Below are 15085 nucleotides of genomic sequence, written 5' to 3' on the forward strand. Positions count from 1 at the left end.
TTGACGGCGTCCAAGTACAGGCCTGGGTACACTGCAAACAGCGGGCTATTTGGCCTTGGCTTTCATCTGCAGATAGTACTGATGGACGTCGGATGCCCAGCTGTCCAGCACTTTCTTGGCATCCGAGGCCTGCATGACCTGGCTGCTGTTGTCCAGTTGCTGCCCAGCCCCCTTGCGCACCCCTTGGGCGATGACCTTGTTGGTCTGGGCGTCAATGAAAGCCACCTCCGTGGCAATGGTCGTGTCCTGGTCGCGAATACCGGTAGCGGCGCTGACCCCCGCCGCCACAAGGGCGATCGGAATCACTTCGTAAGGCCGCAAACCCTTGGTCTTGCTGCTTACCCCGGTAATGGCCGGGCGCACGATAATGGTGCCGGCACCCGGGGAGGTGGCCAGCGGCAATGACTTGCCCAGTTCACGTTTGAGCGCCGTGTCGTAGTAGCTGGTGATGCCTTGCAGCGTGCTCTGGGGGATTTTCTCGGTTGGTTGCGGTTTGGGATACAGCTGGCTGGGCTCGACATAGAAGGCGGTGTACTTGTTGATATCAAGCTGGGGATCGACCCAGCGCATCACCGGCGCGCCTGAAGGTGATTCGGCTTCTTTCAAGCGACTGTAGTCCTTTAGAAAACCTGAATATTCATCCGGCTGGGTCAACTTGCTGGTGCACCCCACAAGCGTAAGCGAAGCGACACACAGCGTACTTGCCAAAAACGCTAATCTCATTCCCGAAACTCCTGTATGGCCGCACGTACGCAAGCCGTGACAGACATGAAAATGTAACGTGGCACTGGCCACTTCCTACCACTGATGCAGTGCAATCAGGCAAGGGTAGTTATAGACCCGGCGCAATGAACTGGCCGACAGATTTACAGATTGTTAGCTGAACATTTGCCTAATACAGGAGCGCTTCTATATTCACAAAGGCCTGATTTCAAGTTGACCAGAGCGTCTTGATGCCCCCACCAGAGCAATTGATCATCTGCGAGCACTGCGATTGTGTGTATGAGAAAGCCTTGCTCGCCAAGCATCAGAAGACCTTGTGTTCGCGCTGTGGCGGTGTGCTGCAGCGGCACAACGGCCTGACGGTGGAGCAACGCCTGGCGCTCACGCTCACGGCCGCAGTGCTGTGGCTGTTCGCCAACTTCTACCCAGTGATGAGCATCAGCCTGAAAGGGCTGAAGAACAGCGCCACGTTGTGGGATTCGGTATTGGCACTGAGCCAGGGGCCGATCACGTTCATGGCAATGGTCGCGGCCATCTCGATCATCATCGCCCCGGCTTTCCAAGTGCTTTTGCTTATCTGGGTCCTGGGTTACGCCCTCACCGCCCGCCGTTCACCGGCCTTCAAGCTGTGCATGCGCTGGCTGGAAACGCTGCGCCCCTGGAGCATGCTGGAAGTTTGCCTGCTCGGCGCGATGGTGGCCGTGTTCAAGCTCGCCGGCATGCTCGATGTGCTGCCGGGTATCGGCCTGCTTGCACTGGCCGCACTGAGCCTGCTGATGATCCGCATTGCCGGGCGTGACATTCGCGACCTGTGGGACATGCCATGAACCGGCCGCCAACCGCTACCGAGCTCAACCTGTGCCTGTGTCACAGCTGCGGGCTGGCCTGCGACATGCGCGACGAACCGCATCAGTGCCCACGCTGCGAAGCCCCGTTGCATCGGCGCAAGACCAACTCCCTGGGCCGTACCTGGGCCTACCTGTTTGCTGCGCTGGCCTTCTACATACCGGCCAACGTGCTGCCGGTGATGAACACCACGATGCTCGGCAGCGGTGCCGACAGCACCATCATGAGCGGCGTGATCGAGTTCTGGGAGCACGGCGCCTGGGATATCGCGCTGATCATTTTCATCGCCAGTATCGCCGTGCCAGGCGTGAAGTTCATGGCATTGACGATGTTGTTGATCACGGTCCAGCGTGGCAGCACCTGGGCGCAACAGCAGCGCTCCAAGCTCTACCGGTTCGTTGAACTGATCGGCTATTGGTCGATGCTCGATGTGCTGGTGGTTGCACTGGTTGCGGCGCTGGTGAAGTTCCAGGCGCTTGGTGACATCGAGCCGCGCCCCGGCATTCTGTTCTTTGGCCTGGTGGTGGTGTTCACCATGCTTTCTGCGATGAGTTTCGACCCCCGCCTGATCTGGGATACGCCACCTGACAAGGAGCTCATGGATGAATCCATCCAGCAATGACAGCCCAGCAGTGCCGGGCAAGGCACCTGTTAAAACCCGTCGGTTCAGCTTCTCACTGGTGTGGATCGTGCCGATCGTGGCGGTACTTGTCGGCCTCTCGCTGGTGGTGCACAACCTTATGCAGGAAGGCCCGACCATCACCCTCACCTTCAAGACCGGTGCCGGGCTTGCAGCCAACAAAACCGAAGTGCGCTATCGCAACGTCGTGATCGGCCATGTTACCGAGGTGGCGCTCAGTAACGACCAGAAGAACGTCAACGCCACCGTCAAACTCGACAAGCAGGCTGAAGGCTTTACCCGTGAGGACTCGAAGTTCTGGGTGGTCCGGCCGCGCATCGGTGCCGGTGGTGTGTCGGGCATAGACACCCTGCTCTCGGGCGATTACATCGGTGCCGACATTGGCCAGTCGAACACGCGCGTCAAACATTTCACCGGGCTTGAAAACCCACCCGCCATCACCTACGGCGAGCCCGGCAAGCATTTCACCCTGCACACCCAGGACCTGGGCTCGCTGGACATCGGCTCCCCTGTGTATTTCCGCAAGATCCCGGTCGGCCAGGTGGTCGCCTACGCCCTGGACAAGGATGGCAGAGGGGTTGATGTAGAGGTCTTCATCCACGCACCCAACGATGCCTTCGTGACTGCCAACACCCGCTTCTGGAACGCAAGTGGCATTGACGTAGAGGTCGGCGCCAATGGCTTCGCGCTCAAGACCGAATCGCTGTCTTCCATTCTGGTCGGCGGCATCGCCTTCCGTGCACCGGACTTCAACCCCAACGACACCGTCGCCAGCGAAGACCAGCGCTTCGAGCTGTTCGCCGACCAGAGCAGTGCGCTGGCACCGCCTGCTGGCAAGGCGCAGTACCTGGCACTGCGTTTCGACCAGGCGATGCGCGGCCTGAAAGTGGATGCACCGGTAGAATTTTTGGGCGTGGAGATTGGCCGCGTAGTCTCAGTGAACCTGGACTTCGATGAGAAACAGCGCAGTTTCCCGGTCAATGTCGGCATCGTGATCTACCCCCAGCGCCTGGGCCGTGCGCACGAGAAGATGCTCAAGGCCCTGCAGCACGATCCTGATGACGAAGCGTCCTCCGCCAAACTGATGGGGACGTTCATCGACAACGGCCTGCGCGCCCAGGCACGCAGTGGCAACCTGCTCACGGGCCAGCTGTACATCGCCCTGGACTTCTTCCCCAAAGCGGAGAAAGTGGCCTTCGACCCGACTGCCCGACCTGTGATGATCCCTACCGTTCCAGGCAGCCTGGAGCTGCTGCAGGAGCAGTTGCAGACCATGGTCGACAAGGTCAACCGGCTGCCATTGGAACGTATCGCCAGCAACCTGGACGCCAACCTGGTCGAGCTGCGCAAGAGCCTTACACAGTTCAATGGCAAGACATTGCCGGGGGTACAGAGCACCTTGGCCGAAGTCAGCACTACCCTCAAATCGGCCAACTCGACCCTGGCCGAAGATTCGCCGCAACGGGAGCAACTGACGCAAACCCTCGACGAGCTCGGCCGTATGTCGCGCTCGCTGCGCGAACTCGCCGACTACCTGGGCCGCAACCCCGAGTCGCTGATCCGTGGCCGCCCGGACAACGCCGCGCCAATGGACCTGCAAGGGCCGCCACGCAAATGACCACAGGAGTGTTGAGCATGACCCCGTTGCCAAGGATTACCCTGCTGGTCGCGCTGATGGCGCTGGGCGCCTGCCGCAGTGACCCTATCCAGTTCCACACCCTCACGCCGGCACAGCCGGCACCCTCCTCTCACACGGCCCCAGACGAGATCCTCATCGAAGGTGTCAGCGTACCGCCGCAGGTTGACCGGCCCCAACTGGTCATCCGTCAAGGCGACAGCAGCCTGGCCATTCTGGAAACCCAATGGTGGGGCGCCACCCTGGTGGATGAGTTGCGCAGCGCCCTGGTCGACCAGCTGAGCACTGTGCGCGCCGCACATAAGCTGTCCTTGCGCGTGGATGTACAGCGCTTCGATTCGGTGCCTGGGCAGTATGCGCTGCTGGACGCCCGGTGGCGCCTGCGGGCCCGGGAGGCCAATATCCAGCTGACCTGTCGCAGCACCCTGCAAACCGCATCTGGTGGCAGCATCGATGAGGTGGTGATCGCCCAGCAAGCCAACGTGAAGCGCTTGGTGGCCATGATCAGCCAGGCGGCCATGTCGCCAAACGCTGGCTGCCCCGCCTCACGCTGATAGCCATTGAGTCAAAGGCGGTGCGTTAACGCTCACCGCCGGTGAACCAGCGCATGTAGGGGTTCTGCGCGGTCATCGGCGCCAATGCCCGCGCCTCACGCATCCAGGCCTGGCGGTTACCGTTATAGGCCAGCAATGACAAGCCGTAGAACCGCCGAAGCAGCTGCCACTCATCTTCCACCGCCCCCTGCTGGGCGCGGCCGGCATTTTCCAAAGGCGGCGGTACGCGCAGTGCAAGCAACGCCGGGAGCACCCGCGTGATCTCCCGCGGACGGACCCACGGTGCATATTCGATGCGCGGCCGGTCATCGGTAACCGGCTGGGCATCACCCGCGTAGCGTTCCAGGCCCTCTCGGTTGGTCACCCAGGTGGCCAGCAACGCATCGACCGACCCCACGCCAACCTGCGCCAGTGCAGCGGCAACTTCAGGCTGTTCGAAACGCTGGCGGATGCGCGGCACATCCAGTGCCATCGGCGATGCCGAGCCGATCAGCAGCATTTCGTGAAACTCGGTGGTCCACAACGACGCATGGGGGAACACATCAAGGAAGCTGCGCACCAGCGAGCGGCTATCCTCATCGTTCTGGGTAGGCAACGGCAACCATTGGGCGACCAGGCCGTACTGCTCCAGGCGCGAGGCCGCCAACTGATAGAAGTCACGCGAGTACAGGTTCACCACCCCGGCTGCGGACGGCGGTGGCGGCTCCAGGGTGATCAGGTCGTAGCGCTGCGCGCTGCGCAGCAGTTCGCGGCGCCCATCGCGCAGGCGGATATCCAGGCGCGGGTCGTTGACCGCATCGTAATTGCCGGAAAACAACGGCGCCGCTGCCAGCACCTGCGGCAACAGTTCGGCCACCACCGGGTGCTCCAGGCCCGGGTAGCGCAGCATTGCCCCGGCAGTGATGCCAGTGCCAAAACCGATCACCAGCGCCGAGCGGGGTTCGCCGCGGTGTATCAGCAGCGGCAGCAATGCCTGCAGGCGCATGTAGCGCAGTGAAGGCATGGCATCACCGGTATTGGATACCCCCTGGATGTACAAACGGTTGAAGGCCTGGCCCTGGCGCTGCTGGTTGACCACCGCCACCGTGCCTCCCCGGCCCTCTTCGTAGAACACCAACTCGCCACTGCGGGCTCCGGGCAACAGGTGCGCCAAACGCTGGGGCGGGGTCAGCACGCCAGTGAGCACGGTTGCTGCACCGACCACCAGCACCGCTACCCGCATTCCCTTGCCCACGGCCTGGCCACGCCACACCGCCACCATACCGACGGCTGCGGCCACGACGGCGAGCACGAACAGCGTGCGTACCAGCCCAACTTCAGGCACCAGTACAAAGCCGGTGAGCATGACCCCGGCGATACCGCCCAGCGTGTTAAGCGCCACGACCGCCCCCACGTCTCGGCCCACTTGGCCACTGTCCACGGCCAGGCGCAAGGCCAGGGGGAATGCCGCACCAAGCAGCGTGGTAGGCACGAACACCACACACAGAGCCGCCGCGGCGAAGCGCGCGCACATGCCTGCCAGTTGATTGCCAGTCAGTTGCACGACCTGTGCTTCCAGGGTGGTCTGCAGCACGATCAGCCAACGCCCGAGCCCGGCGATCTGCAGCAACGCCAGCAGGCCTGCGGCGGCGATCAGCAGCCCGAACAACCCCCAAGGGTCGCGAATACGGTCCGCTCGCCGGGCGTACACGGCGCTTCCCAGTACCAGCCCGGTCAGGTAGGTGGCCAGCACCACGGAAAATGCAAAAGCGCGGGTACTCATGAACTGCACGATCGATTGTGTCCACACCACCTCGTACCCCAGCGCCACGCCGCCTGCCACGCAATACAGGGCGATGGCCAGCCTGGCCTTGGGCGTGCGCGGTTGCAATGCCGCTGCGCCAGGGGCCAGGTCACGCTCATCCTTCGCCCGCCCAAGCCAGGCGCCCAGTGCGGCCAACAGGTTCAGCACGGCGGCCACGCACGCGGCCCCGGTAACCCCCAGCAGCGGCAGCAGGACGAACGCTGCTAACAAGGTGCCGCAGATTGCCCCGGCGGTATTGGCGGCGTACAGCCAACCGCCCGCCTCGCCCATCTGCCCCTCGGTGGGCGTCAGCGCACGCACCAGCACCGGCAAGGTGCCGCCCATCAAGAAGGCCGGCAGCCCTACCAAGGTGAAGGGCAACAACCAGGCCAGCAGGCCTGCGCTTGCCTCCAGGCGGGCAAACGTCGCGGCGCTGTGCGCCAGGGCCAGGGTTGCCCCTACCCCCAGCACTGCCACCGCCAATTCAAGGCCAGCATAGAGTTTGACCGGGCGACGCAGCCGGTCGGCCCAGCGCCCGAACACCAGGCCGCCCAGCGCCAGACCGGCGAAAAATGCACTGATACCAGCGGTGATGGCATACACCTCAACCCCCACCACCAGTGACAGCTGCTTGACCCACAGTACCTGGTAGATAAGCGCCGCGCCGCCAGAGACGAACAACAGCGCCGCTGGCAGCATCAGCTGTAGCGGCGTCTGTTTTACCGTGGTTTCAGGGGCATGAGCGCGAGCGGAGTTCACAGCTGCTGGCATCGATAAGCCTTAGCGGACCTGAAACCCGGTCCGCAATGGATAGGAAAGAATGCGCCCGCCAAGGGCGGGCGCGGGGCATTGCCGTTACTTCTTCATCTTCTCTTCGATTTTCTTGTCCACGTCAGCGCGGATCTGGTCGATGCTGAAGCTCGCCGGACGCTGGCTAGGCGGGTATTCCACGAACGTCTGCAGGAACGCTGCAGCCTTGCGGGTACCTTGGAAGATCAGATAGTCGTTCTTGGTCAGCCAATCGTAGTACTGGTCCGAGACGATATCAGCACGCTCGTAAGGGTCCATACGCAGGTTGAACATCTTGGGCACACGCAGGCAGGTGAACGGTTCGCTCCAGACCTGCAGCCCACCGGGTGCCCGCTGCTCGCAGAACACCAGTTTCCAGTCTGCAAAGCGCATGGAAACCAGTACACCGTCATCGTTGAAGTAGTAGAACTCTTTACGCGCGCTCTTGTCGGTTTTGCCCGTCAGGTAATCGAGCTGGTTGTAGCCGTCGAGGTGAACCTTGAAGTTCTTGCCTCCCACATCGGTGCCCTTGAGCAGGCGGTCCTTGATGCCTGTATCGCCTGCTGCTGCCAGCAGTGTCGGGAACCAGTCCAGCCCGGAGAACATCTGGGTGGAGATCGTCCCGGGTTGGACCTTGCCTGGCCAGCGAATCATCGCCGGCACGCGATAGGCGCCCTCCCAGTTGGAGTTCTTCTCGTTGCGGAACGGCGTGGTTGCCGCGTCCGGCCACGACCACTGGTTTGGCCCGTTGTCGGTGGTGTAGACCACGATGGTGTTGTCGGTAACCTTCAGGTCGTCCAGGGTCTTCAACAGTTTGCCCACATCGCCATCGTGCTCGAGCATGCCGTCGGCGTATTCATTGCCGATCATCCCGCTCTGGCCTTTCATCGATTCACGCACATGGGTGAAGGCATGCATGCGTGTGGTGTTCATCCAGACAAAGAACGGTTTGTCGGCCTTGACCTGCTTGTCGATGAAATTGATCGCCGCCTGGGTGGTTTCATCGTCGATGGTCTCCATGCGTTTGCGGGTCAAGGCACCGGTGTCCTCGATCTTGCCGTCCGCACTGGACTTGATCACCCCACGTGGTGAGGCGGCCTTGACGAAGTCCGGGTCATCCTTGGGCCAGAATGGCCGCTCTGGCTCCTCTTCGGCATTGAGGTGGTAGAGGTTGCCGAAAAACTCATCGAAACCGTGGTTGGTAGGCAAGTATTCGTCGCGGTCACCCAGGTGGTTCTTGCCGAACTGGCCGGTGGCATAACCTTGCGCCTTCAACGCCTGAGCGATAGTCACATCACGGTCCTGCAGGCCCACCGGCACGCCCGGCATGCCCACCTTGGACAGCCCGGTGCGCAAAGGCGTCTGGCCGGTAATGAAGCTCGACCGGCCGGCGGTGCAGCTGTTCTCTGCGTAATAGTCGGTAAACATCATGCCTTCTTTACCGATGCGGTCGATGTTCGGCGTCTGGTAACCGACTACCCCTTTGCCATAGGCGCTGATGTTGGTCTGGCCGATGTCGTCACCGAATATCACCAGGATGTTGGGTTTTTCCGCGGCATTGGCCGTACACACGCCCATCGCCGCTGTGGCGGCTAGTGCGAATGTGGTTATCCATCTTCTGCTGGACTTCATTAGGCGATCTCTCCGTATCACGTTTGCTGGCATGTGCCACGACTACGTGCACGTTCGACCTACTGCTCGGCTGGTCCCTGTGCCCCTGCGGTTTCTTTGTCACTGAGCCTGGTTGCTATCGAATGGGTAAATGCGCTGCCATTCCCGGGCCATGTCGACCACGGTCCAGTTACCGGCCCTGGCAGCGTCAAGGGCCTTGTCCAGGCGCCCTATCTGGCTGTCACGGTCATAGGCCCATTCGCGTGTTGCGTCGGTGTGGTGAACCAGGCCGGCAAAGCGCTTGCCGTCACCGGCCATGGTCCACTGCAGCATCTGCAGGTCGCCGTCGGAATTGCCGAAGGCAAATATCGGGCGGCGACCGATGCGGGCGTCGATGCTCACCGGTTTGCCCGGGCCATCGTCGTTGTGCAGCAGCTTGGGCAGCCGTTCAATGGACAGCTTGCCGTTGTCATCGATGAAGCGGGCATCGAGTGTGGTGCCGATCACCTGCTCGGGCGGCACGCCGTAGACCTCTTGAGCGAAAGCACGCATGAAGGCCACTTCACCGCCCGACACGATATACGTCCTGAAGCCATTCGCCCGCAGGTACTGCAGAAGTTCGAGCATGGGCTGGAAGACCATTTCGGTGTACGGCTTGTGGCTGCGAGGGTGCACGGCCGTTGCCAGCCAACGCCGGGAGTTGGCGATGAAGTCTTCGGTACTGACCCCGGCATGGGTAGCAGCAACGATCTTCAGAATGCCATCCATACCGCTGTCAGTGAGGGCCTTCTGGTCGCCCTCCAGCACCGCCTTGAACGGTTGTTGGGTGGCCCACTCCGGGTGTTGCGGGGCTAGCCTTTTGACCTCATCGAGGGCGAACAGCACTTCGAAATACAGCGGCTGTTCGCTCCACAGGGTGCCGTCATTGTCGAAGACGGCAATGCGCTCGGCCTCAGGCACATAATCCTTGCTGCCCTCGGTGGTCACGGCGGTGACGAAGGCTTCGATGGCCTGGCGTGAAGTGCCTTCGCGCCAGGAGGGCAACGGGTTCGCGGCCTGCACCGCCAAGGGCAGCAGGAGCAACAGCGTAATCCACCAGCGTGTGCGTTGCAGGTCGAGCATGAAGTATCCCTCCTCGGTGCTGCCTACCCTGTTCAGCCCAAATGCTCATGGGTTGAGTGGTTTCAAACCCTTGCGATGACGGACTTGCTGTTCACTCACGACCACGCGCCGCAGCGCTGGCAGAGCCGGGCTCAGCAATGGCGTGGCCTGGTGGCCTTCACTGACCTTGCCGTAGCGGTTCTGGAGCCAGTCTAGTAGACGTATTCGCATTGAGGACGGCAAAATTGAGGAAAATTCTGACATCGTGCGCTGCCCCGTAACACGCCGAACCCACAAGTACAGGCCACCCAGTTGAGGTGGGTCTTCTGCAAGCTGATCGCGGGCCAGTTGCCAGGCGTAATCCGCCGACTGCAACCGCGCCTCGCGCCGCGCGGCTTGCCAGCCCTTGAAATGCCGCCATGCCACCTGCAGCCAAGGCCGTGCGAAATAGCTCAGGCCCACGCCAAGTACCAGCAAACCCACTGCCCACAGCCAGTGGCCGGGCAGGCGCAACTGTGCCTCGCGGCCGAGCGCGCGCAGGTCCTGATCGATGGAAAACGGTGCTTTGTAGCCGCCGTCAATGACGGTGACATCGATCGCGGGCAGCGTCGCTCGCCTGGGCTCACCGGTCGCAGCGTCCCACCACTGCAGCTCGATCGCGGGCAGCTGGTAGTCACCTGCGGCGGCTACCACATAGCTCACACTGTCTTCACGCTGGCCACCGTTCGAGCCCCCTCTGCCATCACTGATCGGCGCAATACGGGGGGTTTGCACGTAGCGTTTGAGGCCCTCGATCTCCACCAATGGCGGCGGCGGTATCAGCATCGCCTGGGCGCCCTCGGCACGCGTCAGCACTCGGCGGGTAATGCTGTCACCTGCACGCAACGGTGAATGCGACAGCTGCGTCTGTTGCTCAAGGCTGACCTTGCGCGCGACAAGGCGGTGCACGGTAGCGTCACCGGACAAGGCCTTGGCAACGAATGCCAGCGGCTCGCTGGTGAGCGTGACCGGCGTGTCCGACTGGCCCGGGAATACCTGAAAAGTTTGAGCAGGCAGCGTGAAGGCTTGTGCCGTTTGCGGGGTGATCTGGTAGGTATAACGCAGGCCGAAGAAGGTCTTGCCATCGAGTTGCTCGTTCAAATGCTGCGCTTCGCCGCCAGGCGCGCTCACTGCGGCACCCGGCAACCCAATGGCCGGCAGCACCGCCGGCTGGGTGAACCAGGTGTCGACCAGCAGGTCGACCTGCAACTCGAGCGTGGCGCCCACCACCGTGTCGCCGGCCGGCACCAGGCGAGCCTGCACCCGCGCCTCGGGTGCTGCCACCGCGAGCAATGGCAGGCAGAGTGGGAGCAGCAACAGCAAGCGCCTCATGGTGTGCCCTCCGCGGTTTGCCGTGAAGCATCCTGAAGCAGGAACTTGCGTCGCAGGAACTGTGCCGGCGAGGTGGTCAGGTTATTAAGCCAAACCTGATCTGACGCCGCCTGCGGGGTAAGTTGCTGCTTCTGCTTGGCGCCTGTGGAGGGTGTCTGGTCCTCCACCACCTTGTCGGCTTTTTCGTCCGGCGTGCCCGCCTTTTGCTGATCTTCGTAGTCCTTGAGCAGCGCCTGTGCCAACGCAAGATTGGCACTGGCCTCGGCAAACGTCGGCTGCCGTTTCAATGCCTGCTCATACGCCTGGACCGCCTGGGGAAACTTGAACTGGCGCACGTAGATGTTGCCCCGGTAGAAAAACGCCTGTGCGGTGTCGAGCTTGCCCAGGCTGGCCAAGGCAACGTCATAGTCGGCGGCGCTGTAGGCGGCCAGGCCTTTCCAGTAAGGGTCGCTGAAGTGCGCGGCAGCCTGCGGGTAATGACCATGCTCAAAGGCCCAGCGCCCCTGCTGGTCAGGGGTGAAGAACGCATCGGCAACAGGCCCGGCCCGCGCCGTTTGCGGCTGAGTGCCCAACAGCAGCACCAGCAGCACAGTGGCCATCCAGTGCACGTGCCAGCCACGGCGCAGGCACAACAGTGCAATCAGTGCAAGTGGCCAGCACAGCCAGTACCCGGCGTCCTTCCAGTGCACCTGCTGCGGGTCGCCCTGGGCCGCCTGAAAATGCTGCTGCGCATGCAGTTCGATCCAGTCCAGGTCATCGTCATTCAAGGTCAGGCTACCCAACGGGGCGCTGACAGCCTTGGCTAACTGGCGCAAGCCATCCTGGTCGAAATCGGCCTGCAGCGGGCGCCCGTCGGCGGCAATTCGGGCACGGCCCTGGGCGTCGTGCAACACACCGCTGTCGTGGCTGCCGACTGCCAGCACCATCACCTGCAGATCGCTGCCCTTGAGCGCGTCCGCAAGCACTGGCAATTGCCCTGCATCAGCGCCATCGGTGAGCAATACCAGCGTGCCGGGTACCTGCTCGGCCGCCAGCAAGCGTTTGGCTACCTCGATCACCCCCGCCACGTCCTTGCCGGGCTTGGCAATCAAATCAGTGCTCAGCGCCTGCAAGAACGTGTCGAGCAAGTGCGGGTCTTCGGTAGCCGGCAGTACCAGGTGCGCGCTGCCGGCATAGGCGATCAGCGCCGTGCGCGCACCCGCCCTGCGCATCACCAGGTCGTGCAGGGTGTGCTTGGCCGCTTGCAGACGGCTCGGCGGGACATCGTCGGCGTCCATCGACGGCGACAGGTCCAGCGCAAGAATCAACGGCGCACGGTTGTCGACGAACGCCGGGATATCCCGCTGCCATGTCGGCCCGGCAGCGGCCAAGGCGCCCAGGCCAAGCAGTGTTGCCAGCAAATGCACAGGCCGCACGCGCTGGCGTTGTTCAGGCGTGATGATCAAATGCTGCACCAGGTGCGGGGCGATGACGCCTTGCAATTGCCGTTTCAGGTCATGGCGCCGCTGCCAGGCCCAAGGCAACAGCGCCGCCGGAATCCACAGCAATAACCAGTATGGCCGCAGCAGATGCAATGCACTGAGGTCGATGTCCATGTCACAGCCTCCCCTGCGCAGGCCGCGCCCGCACAGTGCTGGCTATCGCAGCCAGGCTGTGGCTCAGGGCCAGCAACAGCAGGGCGGCGCCCAGCGGCCACCAGAACAGGTCACGCTTGGGCTGATGGCTGAAGGTCTTGACCGTGTGCGGGGTTATCCGGTCGAGCGTGGCATATACCTGGGCCAGCGCGCCCCGGTCATCGGCACGGAAGAACCTGCCACCGGTGGTGCGCGCGATGCCTTCAAGCGCCTGCAGGTCGACTTTGTCTTCACCGCTGGCCTGCGGATCGCCGATACCGATGGTATGTACCACGATATCCCGTTCTCGGGCCAAGGCCGCCGCGTGCTCGGGCGTGATCGCGCTGCCGGTGTCATTGCCATCGCTGAGCAGCACCATCACCTTTTCCTGCTCCTTGGCCTGGTCCAGCAGCTTGATGGCAAGGCCAATGGCATCACCGATCGCGGTATTCGGCCCGGCCATACCGACCCCGACCTCATCCAGCAGCAGCGACAGGCTGGCGTGGTCCAGGGTCAAGGGTGCCTGCGGGTAGGCACCGGTGCCAAAGACGATCAGGCCAATGCGGTCTTGCTTGCGCTGCGCGATGAAGTCGCGCACCACCGCTTTGACTGCCGTCAACCGGTCCACCTGCCGGCCATTGGCATCGGTGAAGTCCTTGGCCTGCATGGATTGAGAAATATCGATCGCCAGCAGCATGTCGCGGATCGGCTGATTATGCTCGATAGCCTTCTCCACCAGCACCGGCCGCGCGCAGGCCGCCACCAGAAGGCCCCATACCAGCAGGTTCATGAGCGCCTGCCAGCGCCCGCCCGACCTTCGCGAGGTGCCCGGCAACTGGTTCACGGCACGGCTCATGGCGAAGAAAAACGGCACCCGCAGTGCGCTGTGCGCTTCGCGATAAGGCCGCATGAAACGGTAGGCCAGCCAGGGCAAGGGCAGCAGCAAAAACACCCAGAGGTAGTCAAACTGCCACATGATGCACCTCGATCCAGCGCCTGCAGGTGTGCACCAAGGTGCTGAGTTCTTGATCGTCAATCGCTTGCACCTGCAGGTCAGGTGCATAGGCCAAGGTGTGCAGTTGCGCGGCAAACTGCACCGGCAAGGCAAAACGTGCCCTGTGCTGAAGAAAGCCCTGCCAATGCTGGCCTGACAGGCTTTGCACCGGCGGCGCATCAGGCATGGAAAGCGCAACCCGCTTGAGCAGTTCCGGCAATTCACGCAGGGCCGGCAAGCGCTGTTCGGGGGTGTTGAGTGCCGCCACGAGCGCGTCCAGCCGCAGCAACGCTTCACGCCGATAACGGTTGCGCTGCCAGCGTCGCCAGGCATAGACGGCACAGGCCAGCCCGGCCACCAACACGATCGCCAGCACTACCGCCCAGCCCCAGGTTTGCGGGGTATAACTGAACGGTGGCACCGGCAGTGGCAGCTCCTTGAGCTGGTCGATGGCGGGAGGCGGCGGCCGGACACTCATCGGGCACCTCCGGACAGCCGCCCCAGTTCGCGTCGCACCTGGCCCAGCACCTCTTCGCCGGTACTGATCATCATCAGGGGGATCTGGCTGCGGCGCAGCAGCTGGGCCACTGCCTGCAGGCGCCCGGAGAGGAAATCGCCCAATGGCCGGTGCACCTGGCGGCGCCCGACTTCAAGCTCGACTTGCATTTCACCCTGGGTCACGCTCAACCGCCCTTTGTCCGGCACGTCGAGCGCGATAGGGTCGTACACCTGCATGGCGATCACATCATTGTGCGCACTCAACTGTCGCAGCAGCTTCAAGGTCTGCTCCGACACCCCGGCAAAGTCACTGATGATGCAGACCAGGGCATCATGCCCAGCGATGCCGATGGCCGTGCGTAGCATGTTGTCAAGTTGCCCCTCATGCTCGCTGTCCGGGCCATCTGCGCTAAGGCGGTTGTTGCTGCGCACCACGGCCGCGCAAAGTGCTTGTACCCGTGCGCGGCTGCGCAACGGCTTGATGTGCACCACCTGCTGATCATCGAACACCAGCCCGCCTACCCGGTCACCGGCCTGCAGGGCAATCCATGCCGACAACGCCGCAAGCTCTGCGGCGGTGACCGACTTGAAGCTGCGCTGTGAACCGAAATACATGCTCATGCGTTGATCGACCAGCAGCAGCGTTGGCCGATCGCGCTCTTCGGTGAAGGTGCGCACGAACGGCTTGCCGTAACGCAACGACGCACGCCAGTCCAGATGGCGCAGGTCGTCACCCGGGATATACCGGCGCAGCTCGTCGAAGCTCAAGCCCCGGCCACGCAGGCGCGAAGCATGGTTGCCCGCCAGGATGCTTGCCAGCGGTTGGCGGGCAACGAAACTCAAGCCGCGTGCGTGGTGTTCGAACGCCATCAACTGGCTGAGCGAGGCATGGACGAAGCCGTCCTGGGTCGGTTGCATCGGCTTGC

13 protein-coding genes are annotated in these 15085 nt (G+C 62.8%); 4 read left to right on the plus strand and 9 right to left on the minus strand.

Annotated elements, in window-relative coordinates:
• Positions 1-45: 45 nt before the first annotated feature.
• Complete coding sequence (locus ACMGGN_RS09495) at positions 46-723, minus strand: DUF3313 domain-containing protein (RefSeq protein ID WP_119689004.1); 678 nt, start codon at positions 721-723, stop codon at positions 46-48.
• A 230-nt stretch (positions 724-953) separates the two neighbouring features.
• Between ACMGGN_RS09495 and ACMGGN_RS09500 the strand changes: the two genes are divergently transcribed.
• The 4 genes from ACMGGN_RS09500 to ACMGGN_RS09515 are packed head-to-tail and all read left to right on the plus strand — an operon-like array spanning position 954 to position 4399.
• On the plus strand, positions 954-1550 hold the full coding sequence (locus ACMGGN_RS09500) for a paraquat-inducible protein A (RefSeq protein WP_115274924.1): 597 nt from the start codon (positions 954-956) through the stop codon (positions 1548-1550).
• On the plus strand, positions 1547-2191 hold the full coding sequence (locus ACMGGN_RS09505) for a paraquat-inducible protein A (RefSeq protein ID WP_115274925.1): 645 nt from the start codon (positions 1547-1549) through the stop codon (positions 2189-2191). The genes ACMGGN_RS09500 and ACMGGN_RS09505 overlap by 4 nt, the downstream gene beginning before the upstream one ends.
• Positions 2172-3827, plus strand: coding sequence for an intermembrane transport protein PqiB (locus ACMGGN_RS09510; RefSeq protein WP_414156698.1), 1656 nt, complete (start codon positions 2172-2174; stop codon positions 3825-3827). The genes ACMGGN_RS09505 and ACMGGN_RS09510 overlap by 20 nt, the downstream gene beginning before the upstream one ends.
• 17 nt (positions 3828-3844) lie before the next feature.
• Positions 3845-4399, plus strand: coding sequence for a membrane integrity-associated transporter subunit PqiC (locus tag ACMGGN_RS09515; protein ID WP_196998176.1), 555 nt, complete (start codon positions 3845-3847; stop codon positions 4397-4399).
• A 25-nt stretch (positions 4400-4424) separates the two neighbouring features.
• Here ACMGGN_RS09515 and ACMGGN_RS09520 read toward each other — a convergent pair whose 3' ends face one another.
• The 8 genes from ACMGGN_RS09520 to ACMGGN_RS09555 all read right to left on the minus strand — a co-directional run bounded on the left by ACMGGN_RS09520 (position 4425) and on the right by ACMGGN_RS09555 (position 15077).
• On the minus strand, positions 4425-6953 hold the full coding sequence (locus tag ACMGGN_RS09520; protein WP_414156699.1) for a fused MFS/spermidine synthase: 2529 nt from the start codon (positions 6951-6953) through the stop codon (positions 4425-4427).
• A gap of 84 nt (positions 6954-7037) precedes the next feature.
• Positions 7038-8603 carry an arylsulfatase gene (locus ACMGGN_RS09525; RefSeq protein WP_115274929.1) on the minus strand — a complete coding sequence of 522 codons (1566 nt, stop codon included), beginning with the start codon at positions 8601-8603 and terminating at the stop codon, positions 7038-7040.
• A 99-nt stretch (positions 8604-8702) separates the two neighbouring features.
• Positions 8703-9704 (minus strand): HAD family hydrolase, encoded by a 1002-nt coding sequence (locus tag ACMGGN_RS09530; protein WP_414156700.1) that lies wholly within the window; start codon positions 9702-9704, stop codon positions 8703-8705.
• 45 nt (positions 9705-9749) lie between these two features.
• Entirely contained in the window at positions 9750-11054 is a 1305-nt protein-coding gene (locus tag ACMGGN_RS09535) for a hypothetical protein (protein ID WP_414156701.1), read from the minus strand.
• Positions 11051-12649, minus strand: coding sequence for a VWA domain-containing protein (locus ACMGGN_RS09540; protein WP_414156702.1), 1599 nt, complete (start codon positions 12647-12649; stop codon positions 11051-11053). Before ACMGGN_RS09540 ends, ACMGGN_RS09535 begins: the two co-directional genes overlap by 4 nt.
• Position 12650: 1 nt before the next feature.
• Positions 12651-13643 carry a vWA domain-containing protein gene (locus ACMGGN_RS09545; protein WP_174141351.1) on the minus strand — a complete coding sequence of 331 codons (993 nt, stop codon included), beginning with the start codon at positions 13641-13643 and terminating at the stop codon, positions 12651-12653.
• Positions 13630-14139 carry a DUF4381 domain-containing protein gene (locus ACMGGN_RS09550; RefSeq protein ID WP_346640655.1) on the minus strand — a complete coding sequence of 170 codons (510 nt, stop codon included), beginning with the start codon at positions 14137-14139 and terminating at the stop codon, positions 13630-13632. The genes ACMGGN_RS09545 and ACMGGN_RS09550 overlap by 14 nt, the downstream gene beginning before the upstream one ends.
• Positions 14136-15077, minus strand: coding sequence for a DUF58 domain-containing protein (locus tag ACMGGN_RS09555; protein ID WP_161870905.1), 942 nt, complete (start codon positions 15075-15077; stop codon positions 14136-14138). Before ACMGGN_RS09555 ends, ACMGGN_RS09550 begins: the two co-directional genes overlap by 4 nt.
• Positions 15078-15085 lie beyond the last annotated feature (8 nt).

The sequence above is a fragment of the Pseudomonas sp. BNK-30 genome, from assembly GCF_047456185.1.
GTDB lineage: Bacteria > Pseudomonadota > Gammaproteobacteria > Pseudomonadales > Pseudomonadaceae > Aquipseudomonas > Aquipseudomonas putida_E.